Genomic DNA, 15624 nt, shown 5'->3' with positions numbered 1-15624 from the left:
GATGTTGTCCATTGGTTATGTGTTGATAAAGAAGACACGCAGGGTCCGTTTTCGCCCTATCGGCAGCGCAATGGCTCACCCGGCGGTGACAAACGACTGGCTGTTGATAAATGTGCCAGTTCCTTGCGTAGGCACCATATTCGGGTCCGGCGTTCCTTGCGGATCCATCGCCGGGGAATTGGGGGTAAAGCGCGCGGTAAATTGGCTGCCTACCACAATGACGGCCGTTCTTGCCGTGACGAACACAGCCTGTTGATCGGCGGCCAACGCGGCAATGGTGATGGTTCCCGTTCCCGGTGTGGGGTGTGTGGACTTGGTATACGTAGCTGCAATAGACACCTTGCTTTCGTCGCCGAGCACGCAGATTTTTTTATTCGTAATATCAGCCACCCCACGGCCCTGAATCAGGCAAGGCGCGGTTGGCGTAACGATATTGGCGCCAAAATTGCTTTCAAATTTCAGCGCATCACCGTCGATGACCACCAGGTTGCTCATAGTAACCTCAGCGTCTGGCCGTCATGGATATTCAGCGTCCCGTCCACCGTCTCGACCAGATCAGTGCCCGACAGAGACACGGTGACCTGCACTCGAAGACGGCTCGCGTCCTGTGCCCCCGGCTGAATAATGATGTCCTTGAGCAGCGCCCGGGGTTCATGGCGCAGAATGTTTTCTTCGATGCAGTTGTGGATGTTGGCTAGCAGTTCATCGGTGATATTCTCAAAGATGAAGTCATGCATGCCCCCGCCATAGCTCTCACGCATAATGCGTTCGCCCGGTTCAGTCATAAACAGCACGCGCAGACTCTGCATCACCGCCTCAACGCCCGCCGTCAGAGACACGCCGTCGGGCTCAAACCTCGGTGGAAATGCCCAGCATTGCCCCAGGGTCGCTGTCAAAATGTCATTACTCATGGCACCCTCACCCTAATAGGTTATTTTTTCATGTTAATTTTCGCGCTGGTGATCTCCACCTGCTGCTTGCCCGTGATCGACAGGTTACCGTCGGCCTGCAGTTGCAGGGCGTTCGGCGTATGAATGGCAATGTCCCCCTCGCCGGTTAAGGTGAGAGCATTGTCACCCGCCATCAGCGTCAGCGTTTTCTCCGCGGTGTCGATCATCAGAGCCTGTGTCTGGTCGGCTTGACTCACGACCAGCCCCTTACGGTTGTTCTTTTCATCCGGTGGGAAAGGCGCAGTATTTTTCGGGTTGTGCATCGCCCCCAGGATGATCGGGTAACGCGGATCGCTGTCGATAAACCCCACCACCACTTCATCACCGGGCTCTGGGTAAAAACAGAATCCACTCGCTTTACTGGCCCAGGGCTTACTCAGACGGGCAAAAATCAGCGAGTCGGGCAGATTCAGGGCCGGCAGGTGCAGGGCAATCCGATCCAGATGCTGGGGATCGGCGGTAAAAGCAGCTACCGTGGCAATATGCAGCGACCGCACCGGTGGCGCGGGCTCCAGCATGGACGCCGGCAGCCCCATCACCAGCTCACTGCGCCAGCCATTCTCAGTATCAAACAGCTGATTGACCCCGCTCAGTATCGCCGTGCCGTCCAGCCCAGACCCAAAGCCGCTCAGGGTGATGCTTTCGCCCGCCGCGAAGTCCCGGGTCCCCGCCAGCACAATGTGGCCCTGTACGCCGGTCATCTGTTGATAGTTCAGCCAGGAGCTCGACAGGGCTTGCAGCGTCGCTTCAGGCAGCATGCTGAACGCTAGGGCGAAGTCTTGCCGCCCGGCGGAGGACTGACCGACCGGCCCCTCAGGCTTCCAGGGACGAAACGCGCCGACCGCGCTTTTTTGCGCCGGCGTGAGCTTTTGTGCGGCAATATCCCATCCCTGCAGTGACAGGCTGTCCGGAGTAAAGCGGTTATCAACATTCAAATTGATTTCAAACAGCCTGTAATCTCGACTGTCGCGAGCCAGCCGCTGTGAGACCGTTGCTGCGTCGGACAGCGGGCGGATCACCACCGCGTCGCTGGCGGCATCGGGCAGCAGCCAGCAATTGGTGGACAACAGCCGGCTGCGAATAAACTGCCAGTCACTGAGACGAAACTGGATCAGCTGATCGTGCTTGCTGCTCAGCTGAGCAGCCGCTTTTTGCGTCAGTTTCACCCCCGCAGACTGCAGCAGCCCCTTCAGAACGGTGCTGTCATCCTGCTGACGGAATACCCGGCTATGGGGCAAAAACGTCAGTTTCTGCAACGCGTGGCGCGCCTCCAGCCGCACGGACCAGTCTTTCCCCTTCAACTGCATCTTCTTTTGCACCAGATAACCGTCGAAGAGCGGCTTGTTATCTTGGGCAATCACCACGCGGGCGCCCAGGATAAAACGGCTGACTTCGCGTTGTACCGCGTTATCCGCCGCGCCATGATTATCCGTGGGAATACGCAGCTCCAGCTGCGCCAGCGGGATCTCATTGATCAGCTGCTGTACCCGTAGACGACGGATCCCCAATGCACTCCGCTGTCCCGCAATGTCGAAGGTGATGTGGCTCATACCTCCTCCCCTTTCGTCGCCCGCAGCAGGTCTCCGGACTGAAAATCATCCAGATTATTCAAATCGTTATCCCAGGCCAGCGATAACGGATCGACGCTGCTGGCCAGCGCCCCGCCGGCGCTGAGCGCCAGTAGCGGCAGCGAGGCCAGATCCGGTACGCTGACCAGTGTACGATCGGGGGCGCTTTGCGCCTTAAGGGATTGCTGAATAACAAAGCTCTCATCCGCCACCAGAATCAACCGCACGGTGGCCCGTAGCGGCGTGGCGTCCCGGTCAAACAGCGTGTAGGTGACCGATAAATCACGGGCGCGCCCGGCAAACCACCCTTTATTCTCCCAGCGCATTTTTCCCCAGGTGATGCGCAAAAAGTAAGGCGACCCAGTGGCCGCATCCACGGCACAAAGGGATTTCAGCATCGCCAGCTGCGTCTCTATCGGGGTGGTATTCCCGGGCATCTGGCTGTCGAACAACAAGGTGAGATTGAGCCCGACCGGCTCGGAAATCACATAACGGTTGCTTTGTGACGCTTTGTTAATGGTGTCTTCAGTGTTAAACCGCGTCTGATAATCCAGTTGAATCGTCTCTGGGTTATACATCGCGCTCATGCTGCCCGCAGGGATTTTCCCTTCGCGATCTTTCCAGGCATTGAGGGTCAGCTTTGACAGCCCCCGTTCAAGTAAGCTCACTGACGCCCCCTTTCAAGCAGCTGTTCCAGCACCTCTTGTTTAATCATCTCCACCCACCGCTCGTCGTCCCACTCACGGTGCTGCGCAAACGGTAAGGACGGGGCAGACTCGGTGACCTCAACCCGGACGATCAACTCACGAATTTCGACGGTCATAGTTTTATCCCCAGCATGCGCATATCCTGATAACGCAGCTCAAGTGTGTTGATGAGCACCTGGTTACTGCTGGCATCCAAATCGCCCATCTGCCAGCGCACCGGCAGGGCATGGCTCAGCGTCCAGGTGGTCACCGGTAATGAAAGCTCATTCAGCAACATGATCACCACGTTGGCCCACTGCGTACTTTCCCGGCGCAAGACGCGGTCAAACTGCAGCGTCAGGGGGGAAGCGTTCATCACGCCGCGCTCCAGCACCAGGCTGCCGTGATCCACCTGTTCGGCCAGCCAGAGGTTGCGGGCATTTTCGCCCCCTTCCCGGTGCTGGCTCACTGCCAGCGTGCGCGACAACCCGGAGATGCGCTGGAACGCGATGTCAAACGGACTGGGAATGTTGTTAAATAAAAAATTGACGAGAAAACGATGGGATACCGCGGGTGTATTCATCATGATTATCCTCCGATTTGCGCGCTGGTCGTGCCGTCACGCAGATCCAGTGTCAGGCTGACAGCAATAAATTCCGCGGGAGCCAGCAGCGCCAGACGGACCTGCAAGATCATCTTTCCCTGGCGAATATCGTCTTGCGTCATGGTTTCATCCAGCCCGATACTGAGCGAAAAGGCCTCATCCTCCACCGTGCCGAAAAAGGCGCCGGCCAGCCATTGCTGGCGCAGCCACGTCCAGACCTGGCCCTTTAACTTCATCCAGGTTGGGGCCGTATTCGGCTCAAATAGGTAAGCGCGTGCCAGTTTGCTCAGATAGTGCTCCACGCTGCTGACCAGTAAACGGGTCTGGATATAACGCCAGGGTGAGTCCCCCTCGTTGAGCAAGGTCCGGCATCCCCACAGGCGCACGCCTTTCCCGACAAAACTGCGGATCAGGTTGCAGGACACCCCCTGGTTATCCAGCAATGCCTGAGACGTCAGGATACTTTGGGTGGGGCGACGGGTTTTGGCCAACGGGATGTTGGCCGGAGCCTTCCAGACCCCGTTATCGTGGGCACTGCGCTGAATGGCCGCCGCGACGGCCGGCAGGGGGGACAACACCACAGGTGCCGACGCCTCATCTTCGTAACAGGTTTCCAGCCGTGGCCACCAGGCCGCCCCGCGCTGGCACAAGTCTGCGGAAAAAGACTGCCCGGTCAGCGTCACCGCCTGCGCCGGGGAGTCCGGTAACTCCAGCAGCGCAAAGCGCTGCGGGGCCTGACGACACAGCGTCAGTAACGCTTGCCAGCCCTGATACCACAGGGCATCGACGTCAACCTCAGCCGTGTCCGCTCCCTCGAACGTATTAACCGCATTGAGCTCACTCAGCTCCGGTACCAGGACCAAGCCGGTCTTGTCATCCGCTAACAGCGTCTCCAGCATCTGCGGCGCCTGTAATGCGGCAATCAGCGCGTGCAGACGCGCGGCCGGTTCTCCCTTCCCTGGCCCAAGGGACAGCACGTAGCACCGCCGCCCACCGTTCTCAAAGAAGTGGCGCAGGGAGTACGCCAGCGTCCCACGTTGACCAAAGTGGACGATCGCCTGCGTCAGTGATCCCACGCTGACGGGCTGGATCGCCGTGACAAGTCTCGCCACATCAGGGAAGGTATAACCAATAAACAGGGGCATCGTCACCGGATCGTCGCCTGACGCTTGCGTTAACAGTGTTTCATCGTACGAAACCCCAGGAAGAACCATTGCCATCACAATATCCTTATAAAGAGTCGGAAAAGGGGTTTCCCCCTTTACTGAGACATGTCCTGAGTAAACTTGAGGATGATGAACTCGGCAGGGCGCACGGCGGCCATCCCCACCTGAATGATCATTTGCCCTTGGTTAATCTCGTCTTGTGTCATGGTGATGCCTTTACCGACGCGCACAAAATACGCCTCTTCCGCCTTGTTGCCGGCCAGGGCGCCCTGTTGCCATAGGCGGTGAAGGTAGTTATCAATCGCTGCCTGCACCCGTTTCCAGGTCGGCTGGCTGTTGGGTTCAAACACCATCGGCTGCAGGGCCTTTTTGATGTCGCGCTCTGCCGCATCGAACAGGCGGCGCACCGGGATATAGCGCCAGTCATCATCATCTTTCTGCGTGCGACTGCCCCACACAACCAGCCCGCGATCGCTGAAATGACGAATGACATTGATGCCTTTCGGGTTCAGCTCCGACTGTTGCTCATTGGTGACCCGGACGCTGACATCGCTGACGCCATTGAGTACCACATTCGCCGGCGCTTTCCACACCCCACGTTCACCGTCAGTCTTGCAGTACACCCCCGCCATCAATGCGGAAGGCGGAAGCGACAGCGGCGCACTCAGGTAACCGGACAGGGATTGCGCAATTTCGGCGGCAAAGTCTGCGTTAACGGCACGAAGATCGGCCAGCGTGGTGATAGGCTCCCCGCCAGCATCGATGTAACCGTCGATGGTAACCTCTGCGTCATCCAGCTTACGGATGTGCGGTAGCTCTACATTCGGGTAATACACCGCCACCTGGGCGGAACCGCTGACCGCACTGGGTACCTCGTCATTGACGCTGTCGGCCAGCAGGAAATACCCTTTGTGCTGGCCGAGTGAGGGGGCCAGGGCGCCATACACCGCAGAACGGTAATCCTCATAGGGATCCGGACAGGCCAGCAGCGTGATCGCCCCTACCTCGTCGATGAGACCCGGCAGCGCGGCCAATTTGGCATCATAGTCTGATTCCTCCAGCGGATAGAGGTAGCAAGGGCCGCCGCCGTTCTGGAAATAAAGCCGCAGGGCGACGGAGGCCGTAGAGTCCAGGACCTTAATATCAACAATATCGTAGGTATATTCATCCTCCCCCTCATCGACAAACGTTGTCGCCGCTTCAGACGGCACCGTTTCCGACTTTTCGTTTTCAGGGGGCATTGGCCTCACCTTGATGCGTGCAGTGGAGGCCACGGCGGTATCAAACAGGGTGGTATAGTCCAGCCAGCTGCCGATGCGCGTAATGACGCCCGCCAGCTCTGGCTTGAGCGGGGTAAAACGCGCGACAAATAACGGTACGGCGGTCGCTCCCGCGCTCACCGACATCGCCGGCGAGGCATCTTCTTCAATATAAACACCCGGTACAGTTGTATCTGTAGGCATGTTCTTTTCCTTCAGTGAATTATTGCGCGATATCCTGGCTGAACTGCAGGATGATGAATTCTGCCGGGCGAACCGCGGCCAGGCCGATTTTGATGATCATCTTCCCCTGATTAATCTCTTCCTGGGTCATGGTGAGATCTTTGCCGACCTGAACAAACCAGGCGTTAGCTGGGGCATTACCGGCCAGTGCGCCCTGCTGCCACATACCGTGCAAATAACTGTCTACGGCGGCCTTGACGCGCTGCCAGGTCGGCTGGCTGTTGGGTTCAAACACCAGTTTATTCAGAGCCTTTTGAATATCCCGCTCAACCGTATTGAACAGGCGGCGAACCGGGATATAGCGCCAGTTATCACTGTCCTCCAGCGTGCGGGTGCCCCACACCACGGTGCCCTGGCCCGGGAACGTGCGGATCATATTCAGCGCCTTGCCCTGGTTATACTTACCCTGGAAATCATCGCTGACGGCGAACGCGGGGGTAACGCCATTCACGGCCTGGTTGGCCGGCGCTTTCCACACGCCACGCGTACGGTCGGTTTGGGCAATGGAAACCGCGGCGATAGCGCTCGGTGGCACCGTTTCACCCGACGCTAGGGTGCCCCACGGGTAAAACACCGCGCCAAACGGGGAAGTCGGATACGCCTTCATGACCTCATCCGGCTTCGCCGTGCCGGCAATTCTCTCTTTCGGGCCGTCAAACAGGCCAAAGATACGGTAGCCCTGACTCACCACCCTGTTGAAAGCATCATAAACAGTAGTAGCCGTCGTGGTATCCGTCCCTGCTGCAACAATCAGCGTAATATCATCGTATTGCGCCACCGCGTCGGCGATACTGGTCTCGCCCACCAGATAGCATTTACCGCCGCCGTGCATAAACCACAGGCTCAGGCTGGTGTAAAAAGCATCTTTCAGCGGCGTAGGATACACGGAGGTAAATGCCGCCCAGTTGCGGAAAACCTGAATCGGTTCATTCGTGGTGACGACACTTTGACTGTCGTACGCAAACAGGGGCACTGCAGTGGCGGCACTGTTGACCGAAAAGCTCGATACGGCATCTTCGCTGAGATAAACACCGGGGTAAGTGGTTGTCACTGTCATGGCAACATGTCCTCTTGGTTAGGCTGTCTGAATGGTCACGCGATCGGCCATGAGCGTGATTTGCTGTACCGCGATTTCGTTACTGGTCGCATCAAATGACGGGGAGGTCAGTGAAGTTGGGAAGGCGTTGCTCACATTCCAACTGACCAGCACTTCCGTGCCGGCTTCATTGGTCAGGCTGATCATGATGTCTTTCTTTTCAACCTGATTGAGTTGAATGGAATTAATCCACTCATACATCGCATTTTTGCCCGGAAATACCCCTTTACTCAGCGTAATGTTAGGCACCTGTCGCTGGCCGGGCATTTTGTACCAATTGCCGGTCCCGTCCCGGTATTCAATGGTGTCAAAATTAATGTCCAGACCGGAGGCGCTGGTAAACGACACCTGCTCATCGCCCAGGGTCACAATAAAGCGATAGGTCGGAATGGGATATTGCACTGCAATGTCATCTGCGGTAGTAGCCATGAGTTCAATCCTTCTTTTTACAATGGATAATGAGTGCAAATAATCTCGTTGAAATTATTTACATGGAGTACAGATTAATTAATTCGGTTTTTTCCTGAAAAAAAGCACGCTACCGCCCCCTGATTTACACCAGTTGTTTTTTCACGCTTATAAATAAAGAAATATGTCTAACTGTCTTACTTAATTCAGAAAGAGTGCGCGTTCGGCTGCTCTTCTGCGTACCAGTCCGGGACTCGTTTTACCGCCGGCATGGATCCAGCGTCCAAATTCCTGTGCCGCGCCGTCATCATCTGTAGTGGATCACAAAATCAGGACACCGGAATAACCTGTCTCCACTTTTCTTCATGCAAGCAAGGCGGTAAACCACCGTTGTTCGTATGAGGGCGATAAACGTTGTAATAACCATTTATCCACTGGTTTATATCGCGTACTGCATGGCTAAAATCACTATAGCCACCTTTCGGAAGCCATTAACTTTTAAGGCTGCGAAAGACTCTTTCTATCGGCGAATTATCCAGGCAATTCCCTCTGCGACTCATACTTGCATTACCCCATCACGCCAGAGTAATTTCCTGTATTTATTGCTTTTATATTGAACCCCTTGATCCGAATGAAACAGCAGACGGCCATCACGAGGTCGTATTTCCAGAGCGTTACGCAAAGCCCGGCACACCAAATTAACATCAGCGGTTAATGAGAGGGCTGAACCTATAATCCGGCGTGAATAAGCGCGAGATAGCACCGTCCGTCCTGCAGGCGAATAAAACTGATATCACCACACCAGACGCGGTTTGGTGCGGCGGGGTTAAACTGTCGGTTCAATAAGTTTGGTAATGCCGGACTGTTGTCTTCATTTACCCAGTCGCGATGTTTAACAGGCTGGCGACTAGTCAGCCCGCATTCCTGCATCAGTCGTCGCGCCAGCCACCGACCCGCATTAACGCAACTCTGGCGCAACATCTGACTGATTGCCCGACTACCTGCAGCACCACGACTGAGAGCATGGAATGCTCTCACCCGACTTCGTAATTCAATTCTTTGTGCATTAACAGACCGCTTCACCTGCGCGTAATAAACGCTACGGCGAATGCCGAATAAATGACAAAGGATCTGCACAGGCCACTTTGCTATTAGCTGCGATATGCACTTTGTGGCATACTCTTGCTTGATAACCATGCTGAGCGACAATAGATAGCATCAATGAATTTATAACTAATATTTTTATTTCTCATTGTTTTGAACAGAGAATCCAGGTCAACAGGATATATATCTCGTCCCATTCTGTTACGTACCGTCAATACATCAACACCATAATGATTCGCAATGTTACGTACAAATTTATATGTATCTTCTGCATATTCTTAAATATTATAATTTCTGATAAACCCACCACCTGAAATCGACTTTCTCGGTATAACTCGCAGAGCTACGACGTCTTCCAAGTCAGGATCATATAAGGCATAGTTATCGGCTGAGTAATAACGAATGATGGATTCCGTAGGCAAATATATCCTTTTCGGTAGCAGGCTCTGTTCTCCATGAGCAGTTATCAATAACCGATTTGACTGTCTTCCTGTCGACTTGAAAAGATAATAATCACCGCCCAATGATGTTGCCCCTACAGATATTCTTTCATTACTCCGAGAGTAACAAGAAAACCTACTTATCATTCCTCCTTTATTATTTATTAAATCATATCTTCCCATAAATAACTTCCATGGTTCTTAGTGCCAAAGAAAATAGTAGCCACGATTAATAATCTATAGATGGGTGTAATTAAAGATTTTTTCTGAACCAATCAGTCTGAATAGTGGTTATATTATTAAAATGTTTACCACTGTACATGTCATAATGTTTAGCCTCTTCTTCTATATGCAACGCTTTATGTAATGACCCTACAGCATTGTACAAAGCGACGCCTTGTTCCGGTGAATTAACAGTATCTTCTCCCGCGACAACCACTAAAACTGGGCAAGTTACACGTGCCGCATTATCTTTGGGTTTATATCCTAAGGTTTCTCGTACAGTCAGGAAAGGTATTTTAATATCCATAGCTGGATAAAGCGCTTTATTGGTTTCAAAGAAAGTTTTCGACTCGATGTCATTCAGTACCCGTGTTACCCCCACGAATGTTTCTTTGCCCGTAGTTTTTTGCTTTGCTGCCATTTTATCTAATGTGGCAATAAATACCTGCTTTTCTTCCTCAGACAATTTTCCGGTAACGACCTGTTCACCATCAGCAAAAGCAAGTTGGCTCACCACACATGAGATATCAGGATTATCAGCTGCTGCGCCAAATACATGGCAACCACCAAATGAAGTGCCCCATAAACCGATGCGCTGAGTACTGATATTTGGCTGCGCTTTAATCCATTCGACTACGCTGAGGATATCTTCAATTTGCATTGCAGGAACCAAACGGCCACGCTCACCCAGGCTGGAGCCAAAACCGCGATAATCGAATGTAACTGTATTAAATCCTGCTAATGTAAACGACTCAGCAAACGCAGGTAATAGGATATCCTGAATACCACAAAAACCGTGACACAAGATCACAATAGGTCTGTTGTCTGGATCTTCAGAAGTACGCAGGGTCAGGGAAATACCATTGGGTAACTGATAGATAACTGTTTTCATCCTAAAAACCTTTTTCATATGGAAAGATAAAAGTACCAAAGTAATATTGGTTAAGGTGCCCGATACGTCAGAGCCTATCCCTAATTCTGTGTAATTAATTTCCGTAATATATTAAAGGTGCTCACTTAAGTGAGCACAGAACTCAATAATAAATCGACTCATTACCAATTTTTCGTCAATCACTCCACCACAGCCTCTTTGACATCAGCAATACGAACTTCGTAAACCATAGTGGCATTAGGGGGTATTTCAGGTAAGTTACCTTGTTCGCCGTAGGCCAGCGATGGCGGAACTACCAAAGTGATTGAACCATGGTTTTTCAACAACCGTAACACTTCTTGGAATAATGCCGGATAATCATTAAGTGGCTGAGACATAACCTTATTATTACTTTCCATATCATTGATGACTGTTCCATCAGTCAGGCTCTCTTTAACCACGATATCGACAACCGCATTTCCTTTAATGTCTTCATCACCAACGTAATCAATGTAATACCAGAATCCCGAAGATGACTGCTGCACACCTTTTTTCTGCTTAAAATTATTTACAAATTCATCATCTGTTTTTTGCGCAGATTTCAGCGCCTTTTCACGTGCTGTAGCGATGACATTTTCCGAGTCACTAAAAGCTTTATCCAGTTCCTTGGGCGCTAACTTATATTGGCCAGTAAATGCATCAGTGACGCCAGAGAATAATGCTTGTCGATCCACATCAACGCCCCAGCCAGACCTTTCTTGCTCCATTTTGTTGATGTCTTTACCCAGCGCCACTCCCGCAGCATAAGACTGTCGAGCTGTCGCACTTTTTAGTATTTCTGATGTAGCAAATAATTTGTCTTTGCCACGTAATTGAACCACTTCACTTTCCAGCCGCGCCTCAATCTGCTGTTTTTCATGCAGTTTAGTGCTGACTTGCTGATAACGTTTATCAGCATCAGCCACCTGCTGGCTCATTTTGGCCAACTCTGCCTGCTCTTGAGCACGCTGTTTTGTTATTTGAGTGACTGTTTGCTGTGTCTGTAGGTTTTTCTGTTGTGCCTGGGCGACTAAGGTTTTCGCATGTTGTTCATTCGGGGTAATCGCCATCGCCTGGCGCAGCTTACTGAACATCAGGCTAACAGTGGAGAAATCGAACTCAGGGTTAGCGGTTTTTTCTTGCTTGACCTTATTGAGCGGCTCCATTTGTTGTTGCAAACCCGCAATGACTTGCTGTTGTTGTAACAACTGCCGCTGTGCTTTTTGTAATTCCAGCGTTAATGCCAGCTCTTTTGCCGATTGTTGCCCACTTTTATTGGCCGGTGGTGCCGGCGGTCGCACTTTTTGCTGCTTTGGTGGCACTTTTTCTTTTTGCACCGGCTCACGCTGCTGGTATCGTTCAGCAAATTGCAAAAGCATAGGAACGCCGGGTTGTTCATTTTTCGCAATCGCAGCTATAGGAAAAAGCAAAGGCAACAGAGTACCCAACAACGCAAACTGGGATGGTTTCATTGTTATTTTGTCCCGCGTTCCGCAAGGCTAGTCAACAGCACTTGATTAATTTCAGAACAGAACAAATTAACCCGATAGTGATAAAGCGCATCTAGGGTATCCTGACTGTCGACATTAACGTTGGTGCGAACTCCCGCATATTCCGCTGCACTATTCATTAAGGTATCAAACCGCTGCTGGTAAACCCCATATTTTGCAGCATCAATTTTTTGCAATGCTTCTAATTGCCGTTGGCAAAGCCCTAGTCTGTTGGCTTCATCAGTGGCGGAGGACTTAATCTCACTGCTTTGAGCATTACCCTTCTGAGGGTTAATATGGCTCTGACTGTTTTCCATTTGGCAGCCAGCTAATAACAGGCATAGCACAAACACTATGGGAATAGTTTTCATCTTCATTTACTCTCATTTCTACTTTATTTATTTGCTTCAGACCTACCTTTATTTAAAGGTTTTCTGTTCTGCATAGGTGATAAATCAGTCAATAATTGATCATAAGAGTAAACAACAAACACACCAACATCAAAATATTCTTTTTTCCTCGAAAAATATAGGTGATAAAACCAAAAAAAAATAAAAAACAAGCACAAAAAACCATAAAAATATATTTTGAATGTACTGTATAGCTTTATATACTTTCTTGCCAGGTTACATCAAAAATGAATCCCACCGATTAGCACAAGCAGTTATTTATAAATTTTAATAATTAAGACAAATCATATAAAAACCCCCATCAGTCCTAAAGATATAATTTACCTTAACCTATATATTATCTGAAATAGCTATTTAAAATTAAAAATATTCAGTTTTCTTGAGCTGCATCTATTGCCTACATCATGAATAAAAATTTGTTTACTCTGTTTGAATTTTACAAAATAATGCCGAGCAAAAGAGGAATTAAAAAATGAATGACTATATTTATTTTGATGTCAATTTTGTAGGGACCGATGGCAGTATGGAGTATAACCGTTATCTTAAAACCTTAGAGATAACTATGCATGGCGCACCATTCAATGCCAATCATATGTCAACGCTAACACTGGCAAAAAAATTAAGCAGGTTCTAGGTAGCCCCGTTGGTCATCGTCCTATACATTTAGATGAGATAAATGAAGTTCGGTTTTATTGTTGTTGGAGTGCTTTCGGTGGTGCAGTTTCTGTCGCCAATTTACAGGCAACATACTTAAACAAAACCGTTAGGGCATATAATAGTCGCTATTGTCCGCCAGGCACAGCCGGTGGTTATGATAATAAAGACAAAATATTCCTTCCCCAACCCAAAAACTTTATTAGAAAAAATGCTCATAGAGTACTTCACTTCACCTCTAACTCAGTTATCTTGCCAATATGTCGTGTAATGAGAAGATAACTTTTACCCTGCAATATTTTATCGATCCTTATCCCTATTTACCGAGGTCTGGGGCTGAGTTTACACGGATGCGCCCCCCTATATTTATAAAAAATTGATAATAATACTGCGGAAGAAGCTTTAATGTTAAAATGGAGATAGAGCATACCATTTTAAGCACTAATTGCTAAAATTCATGGAGTACTGAATTTGATAGTTAAATTAGAAATGCAAACTATAATAACCATCTTATTATAAAAAAATAAATATTTAAGATATATCAACAATATATTGTTATTATTAAAAACCTAGTAATGCAAATACTTAGGTATTACAAAAAACAAAACCAACCACTCAGATTAAAAATAAGGTAATTCATAACAAATCAACAGAAATTCTTAGATATCTATATTTTAGATAATGGGATAATGAAAAAATTAATAACCTTAGGAGAATTCTAATGAGCAGTAATTTAGCCCGTCAAACAGAAGCAGCATATCAAAAAGCAGAATGGGAGTGCGCAGAAGCTTATCTAAAGGCTGAAAAAGATAAACAGTGGCGGAGTGGTATTCAGAAGCAATGGCAAGAGAAAGCGTCTAAGGCTATACTGGCCATGTGCCCACAGCATCTTAGACATACCGATAAAAAACTCGTTCACCTAAAAGACATACGAAATCATAAAAATCAATTGGTTACACTACTAAAAAAAAGAGAAAAAATAAATCTGGCTATGATCAGACACTTTCAACAGAAGCTCAATGGCTTCATGATGTTGTAATGTAGTGGTCAAGCAAAACTGGCCACGGCTTTAGAGTTTTTCCAGAACAATCGCTCTGATTCATTTGGCGTCAAACCACCATTATATTGATGAGGTCTGAGCTGGCTGTAATATCCCGTTATGTAATTCGTTATCGCTGTCCTGACTTCGCTAAAATTAGCGTATCCATTATCCGGTACCCACTCCGTTTTCAGACTTCTAAAAAAACGCTCCATGGGGCTGTTATCCCAGCAATTCCCTCTGCGACTCAGGCTTTGCTTTATCTGATATCGCCACAGTAACTGTCTGAAATTCCTGCTGGTATAGTGGCTGCCTTGATCCGAGTGATACAGCAAATTAGCAGGTTTTCCTCGCGCTTCCCAAGCCATGAACAGCGCTTTACCTGTCAGTGCAGAGTCCGGGAAAAATGACATCGCCGCACCAGACCTGATTAGGCTCTGTTACTGCAAACTGGCGTTCCAGATAATTGGGGATCTCTACGTGTTTCTTAGACGCCTTTTTATATCGATGACCAGGCTGCTGACAACTGATGGGATTAAGTTCTTTCATTAGCTTTGTTGCCCGCCAGCGGCTCAATTTTACGCCTTTGGTAGTGACCATCGCGGCAATATTACGTGCACCTGTGTAAGTACCCCACTTAAAAGAACCATTCACTTTTAGAGATCTTCCGACATACTGACTATGTCCCTTTGAGGAGATCGCTATGCGCAAAGCACGATTCACTGAGCACCAGATCATCGCCGTTCTGAAGTCTGTTGAAGCCGGACGTACTGTCAAAGATGTCTGCCGCAAGGCCTCCATCTCTGAAGCTAACTATTATAACTGGAAGGCAAAATATGGCGGTATGGAAGCTGCTGATATCAAAAAGATAAAAGATCTTGAGGATGAGAACCGTCGTCTCAAGCAAATGTTTGCCGACCTGAGTCTGGAGTGTCGGGCATTGAAAGATGTTATCGAAAAAAAGCTTTAAAACCAGCGATAAAGCGTGAGCTCGTCAGTTATCTGACGGCGAAATTTACAATGAGCATACGCCAGGCATGCAGGACGTTATCGCTGAGCAGGACAGTCTTTCTTTACCAGCCGGATACACGGCGTGATGAACCGGTGATTCAGGGGCTAATTGAGGCAGCAGAACGCTATCCGCGATACGGCTTTAAGAAGTTGTTTCAGGTGCTGCGCAGGCAGGGTCACCGCTGGAACCATAAACGGGTTCACCGAATTTATTGTCTGTTGAAATTAAATTTTCGTCGTAAGGGAAAACAACGTCTGCCGGTGCGTAATCCGGCACCACTGGCAACACCGGAGCAACTGAATCAGAGCTGGTCGATTGATTTTATGCATGATGCATTGGTCTGTGGCAGACGATTCAGGACGT

General features: G+C 49.6%; 14 protein-coding genes and 4 pseudogenes. 2 read left to right on the top strand and 16 right to left on the bottom strand.

All coding sequences use genetic code 11. The features are described from left to right. Nucleotides 1-75: 75 nt before the first annotated feature. From ACNSO8_RS21105 to ACNSO8_RS21035, 15 genes and pseudogenes are all read right to left on the bottom strand, one after another. Nucleotides 76-495 carry a hypothetical protein gene (locus tag ACNSO8_RS21105; protein ID WP_418395788.1) on the bottom strand — a complete coding sequence of 140 codons (420 nt, stop codon included), beginning with the start codon at nucleotides 493-495 and terminating at the stop codon, nucleotides 76-78. Then, the gene (locus ACNSO8_RS21100; RefSeq protein WP_418395787.1) at nucleotides 492-911 is read right to left on the bottom strand and encodes a GPW/gp25 family protein; all 420 of its coding nucleotides are present in this window, start codon (nucleotides 909-911) and stop codon (nucleotides 492-494) included. Before ACNSO8_RS21100 ends, ACNSO8_RS21105 begins: the two co-directional genes overlap by 4 nt. 20 nt (nucleotides 912-931) lie before the next feature. Then, nucleotides 932-2500 carry a phage baseplate assembly protein V gene (locus tag ACNSO8_RS21095; protein ID WP_418395786.1) on the bottom strand — a complete coding sequence of 523 codons (1569 nt, stop codon included), beginning with the start codon at nucleotides 2498-2500 and terminating at the stop codon, nucleotides 932-934. Next, the gene (locus tag ACNSO8_RS21090) at nucleotides 2497-3186 is read right to left on the bottom strand and encodes a hypothetical protein (RefSeq protein WP_418395785.1); all 690 of its coding nucleotides are present in this window, start codon (nucleotides 3184-3186) and stop codon (nucleotides 2497-2499) included. The genes ACNSO8_RS21095 and ACNSO8_RS21090 overlap by 4 nt, the downstream gene beginning before the upstream one ends. Then, nucleotides 3183-3341 carry a DUF5908 family protein gene (locus ACNSO8_RS21085; RefSeq protein WP_268216083.1) on the bottom strand — a complete coding sequence of 53 codons (159 nt, stop codon included), beginning with the start codon at nucleotides 3339-3341 and terminating at the stop codon, nucleotides 3183-3185. Before ACNSO8_RS21085 ends, ACNSO8_RS21090 begins: the two co-directional genes overlap by 4 nt. After that, nucleotides 3338-3790, bottom strand: a complete 453-nt coding sequence (locus tag ACNSO8_RS21080) for a phage tail protein (protein ID WP_418395784.1) — start codon at nucleotides 3788-3790, stop codon at nucleotides 3338-3340. Before ACNSO8_RS21080 ends, ACNSO8_RS21085 begins: the two co-directional genes overlap by 4 nt. Nucleotides 3791-3792: 2 nt before the next feature. After that, the gene (locus ACNSO8_RS21075; protein WP_418395783.1) at nucleotides 3793-5028 is read right to left on the bottom strand and encodes a phage tail sheath family protein; all 1236 of its coding nucleotides are present in this window, start codon (nucleotides 5026-5028) and stop codon (nucleotides 3793-3795) included. A gap of 41 nt (nucleotides 5029-5069) precedes the next feature. Then, the gene (locus tag ACNSO8_RS21070; protein WP_418395782.1) at nucleotides 5070-6437 is read right to left on the bottom strand and encodes a phage tail sheath family protein; all 1368 of its coding nucleotides are present in this window, start codon (nucleotides 6435-6437) and stop codon (nucleotides 5070-5072) included. Nucleotides 6438-6456: 19 nt separating this feature from the next. Beyond that, nucleotides 6457-7533, bottom strand: coding sequence for a phage tail sheath family protein (locus ACNSO8_RS21065; protein ID WP_418395781.1), 1077 nt, complete (start codon nucleotides 7531-7533; stop codon nucleotides 6457-6459). Nucleotides 7534-7551: 18 nt separating this feature from the next. Then, nucleotides 7552-8001 carry a phage tail protein gene (locus ACNSO8_RS21060; protein ID WP_418395780.1) on the bottom strand — a complete coding sequence of 150 codons (450 nt, stop codon included), beginning with the start codon at nucleotides 7999-8001 and terminating at the stop codon, nucleotides 7552-7554. A gap of 180 nt (nucleotides 8002-8181) precedes the next feature. Continuing rightward, a pseudogene (locus ACNSO8_RS21055) lies at nucleotides 8182-8292 on the bottom strand (glycoside hydrolase family protein); the annotation flags it as partial. 17 nt (nucleotides 8293-8309) lie between these two features. Then, nucleotides 8310-9138 (bottom strand): annotated as a pseudogene (locus tag ACNSO8_RS21050) (IS3 family transposase); the annotation flags it as partial. Between the two features lie 639 nt (nucleotides 9139-9777). Next, nucleotides 9778-10638, bottom strand: coding sequence for a UilS family quorum-quenching N-acyl-homoserine lactonase (gene uilS / locus ACNSO8_RS21045; protein WP_418395779.1), 861 nt, complete (start codon nucleotides 10636-10638; stop codon nucleotides 9778-9780). Nucleotides 10639-10817: 179 nt separating this feature from the next. Continuing rightward, nucleotides 10818-12128, bottom strand: a complete 1311-nt coding sequence (locus ACNSO8_RS21040) for an FKBP-type peptidyl-prolyl cis-trans isomerase N-terminal domain-containing protein (RefSeq protein ID WP_418395778.1) — start codon at nucleotides 12126-12128, stop codon at nucleotides 10818-10820. Between the two features lie 2 nt (nucleotides 12129-12130). Continuing rightward, nucleotides 12131-12523, bottom strand: coding sequence for a hypothetical protein (locus ACNSO8_RS21035; protein ID WP_268216090.1), 393 nt, complete (start codon nucleotides 12521-12523; stop codon nucleotides 12131-12133). Nucleotides 12524-13931: 1408 nt separating this feature from the next. On the opposite strand from ACNSO8_RS21035, the gene ACNSO8_RS21030 reads away from it, so the two are divergent. Beyond that, nucleotides 13932-14249 carry a hypothetical protein gene (locus tag ACNSO8_RS21030; RefSeq protein WP_418395777.1) on the top strand — a complete coding sequence of 106 codons (318 nt, stop codon included), beginning with the start codon at nucleotides 13932-13934 and terminating at the stop codon, nucleotides 14247-14249. An 8-nt stretch (nucleotides 14250-14257) separates the two neighbouring features. Here the strand turns inward: ACNSO8_RS21030 and ACNSO8_RS21025 are convergent. Then, nucleotides 14258-14870, bottom strand: a pseudogene (locus ACNSO8_RS21025) (DDE-type integrase/transposase/recombinase); the annotation flags it as partial. A gap of 82 nt (nucleotides 14871-14952) precedes the next feature. Here ACNSO8_RS21025 and ACNSO8_RS21020 point away from each other — a divergent pair. Continuing rightward, nucleotides 14953-15624: pseudogene (locus ACNSO8_RS21020) on the top strand (transposase); the annotation flags it as partial.

It is taken from the genome of Yersinia sp. LJYL362, assembly GCF_048323875.1.
The sequence above is the reverse complement of the archived record's forward strand: the minus strand, read 5'-3'. Positions and strand labels throughout refer to the sequence as shown.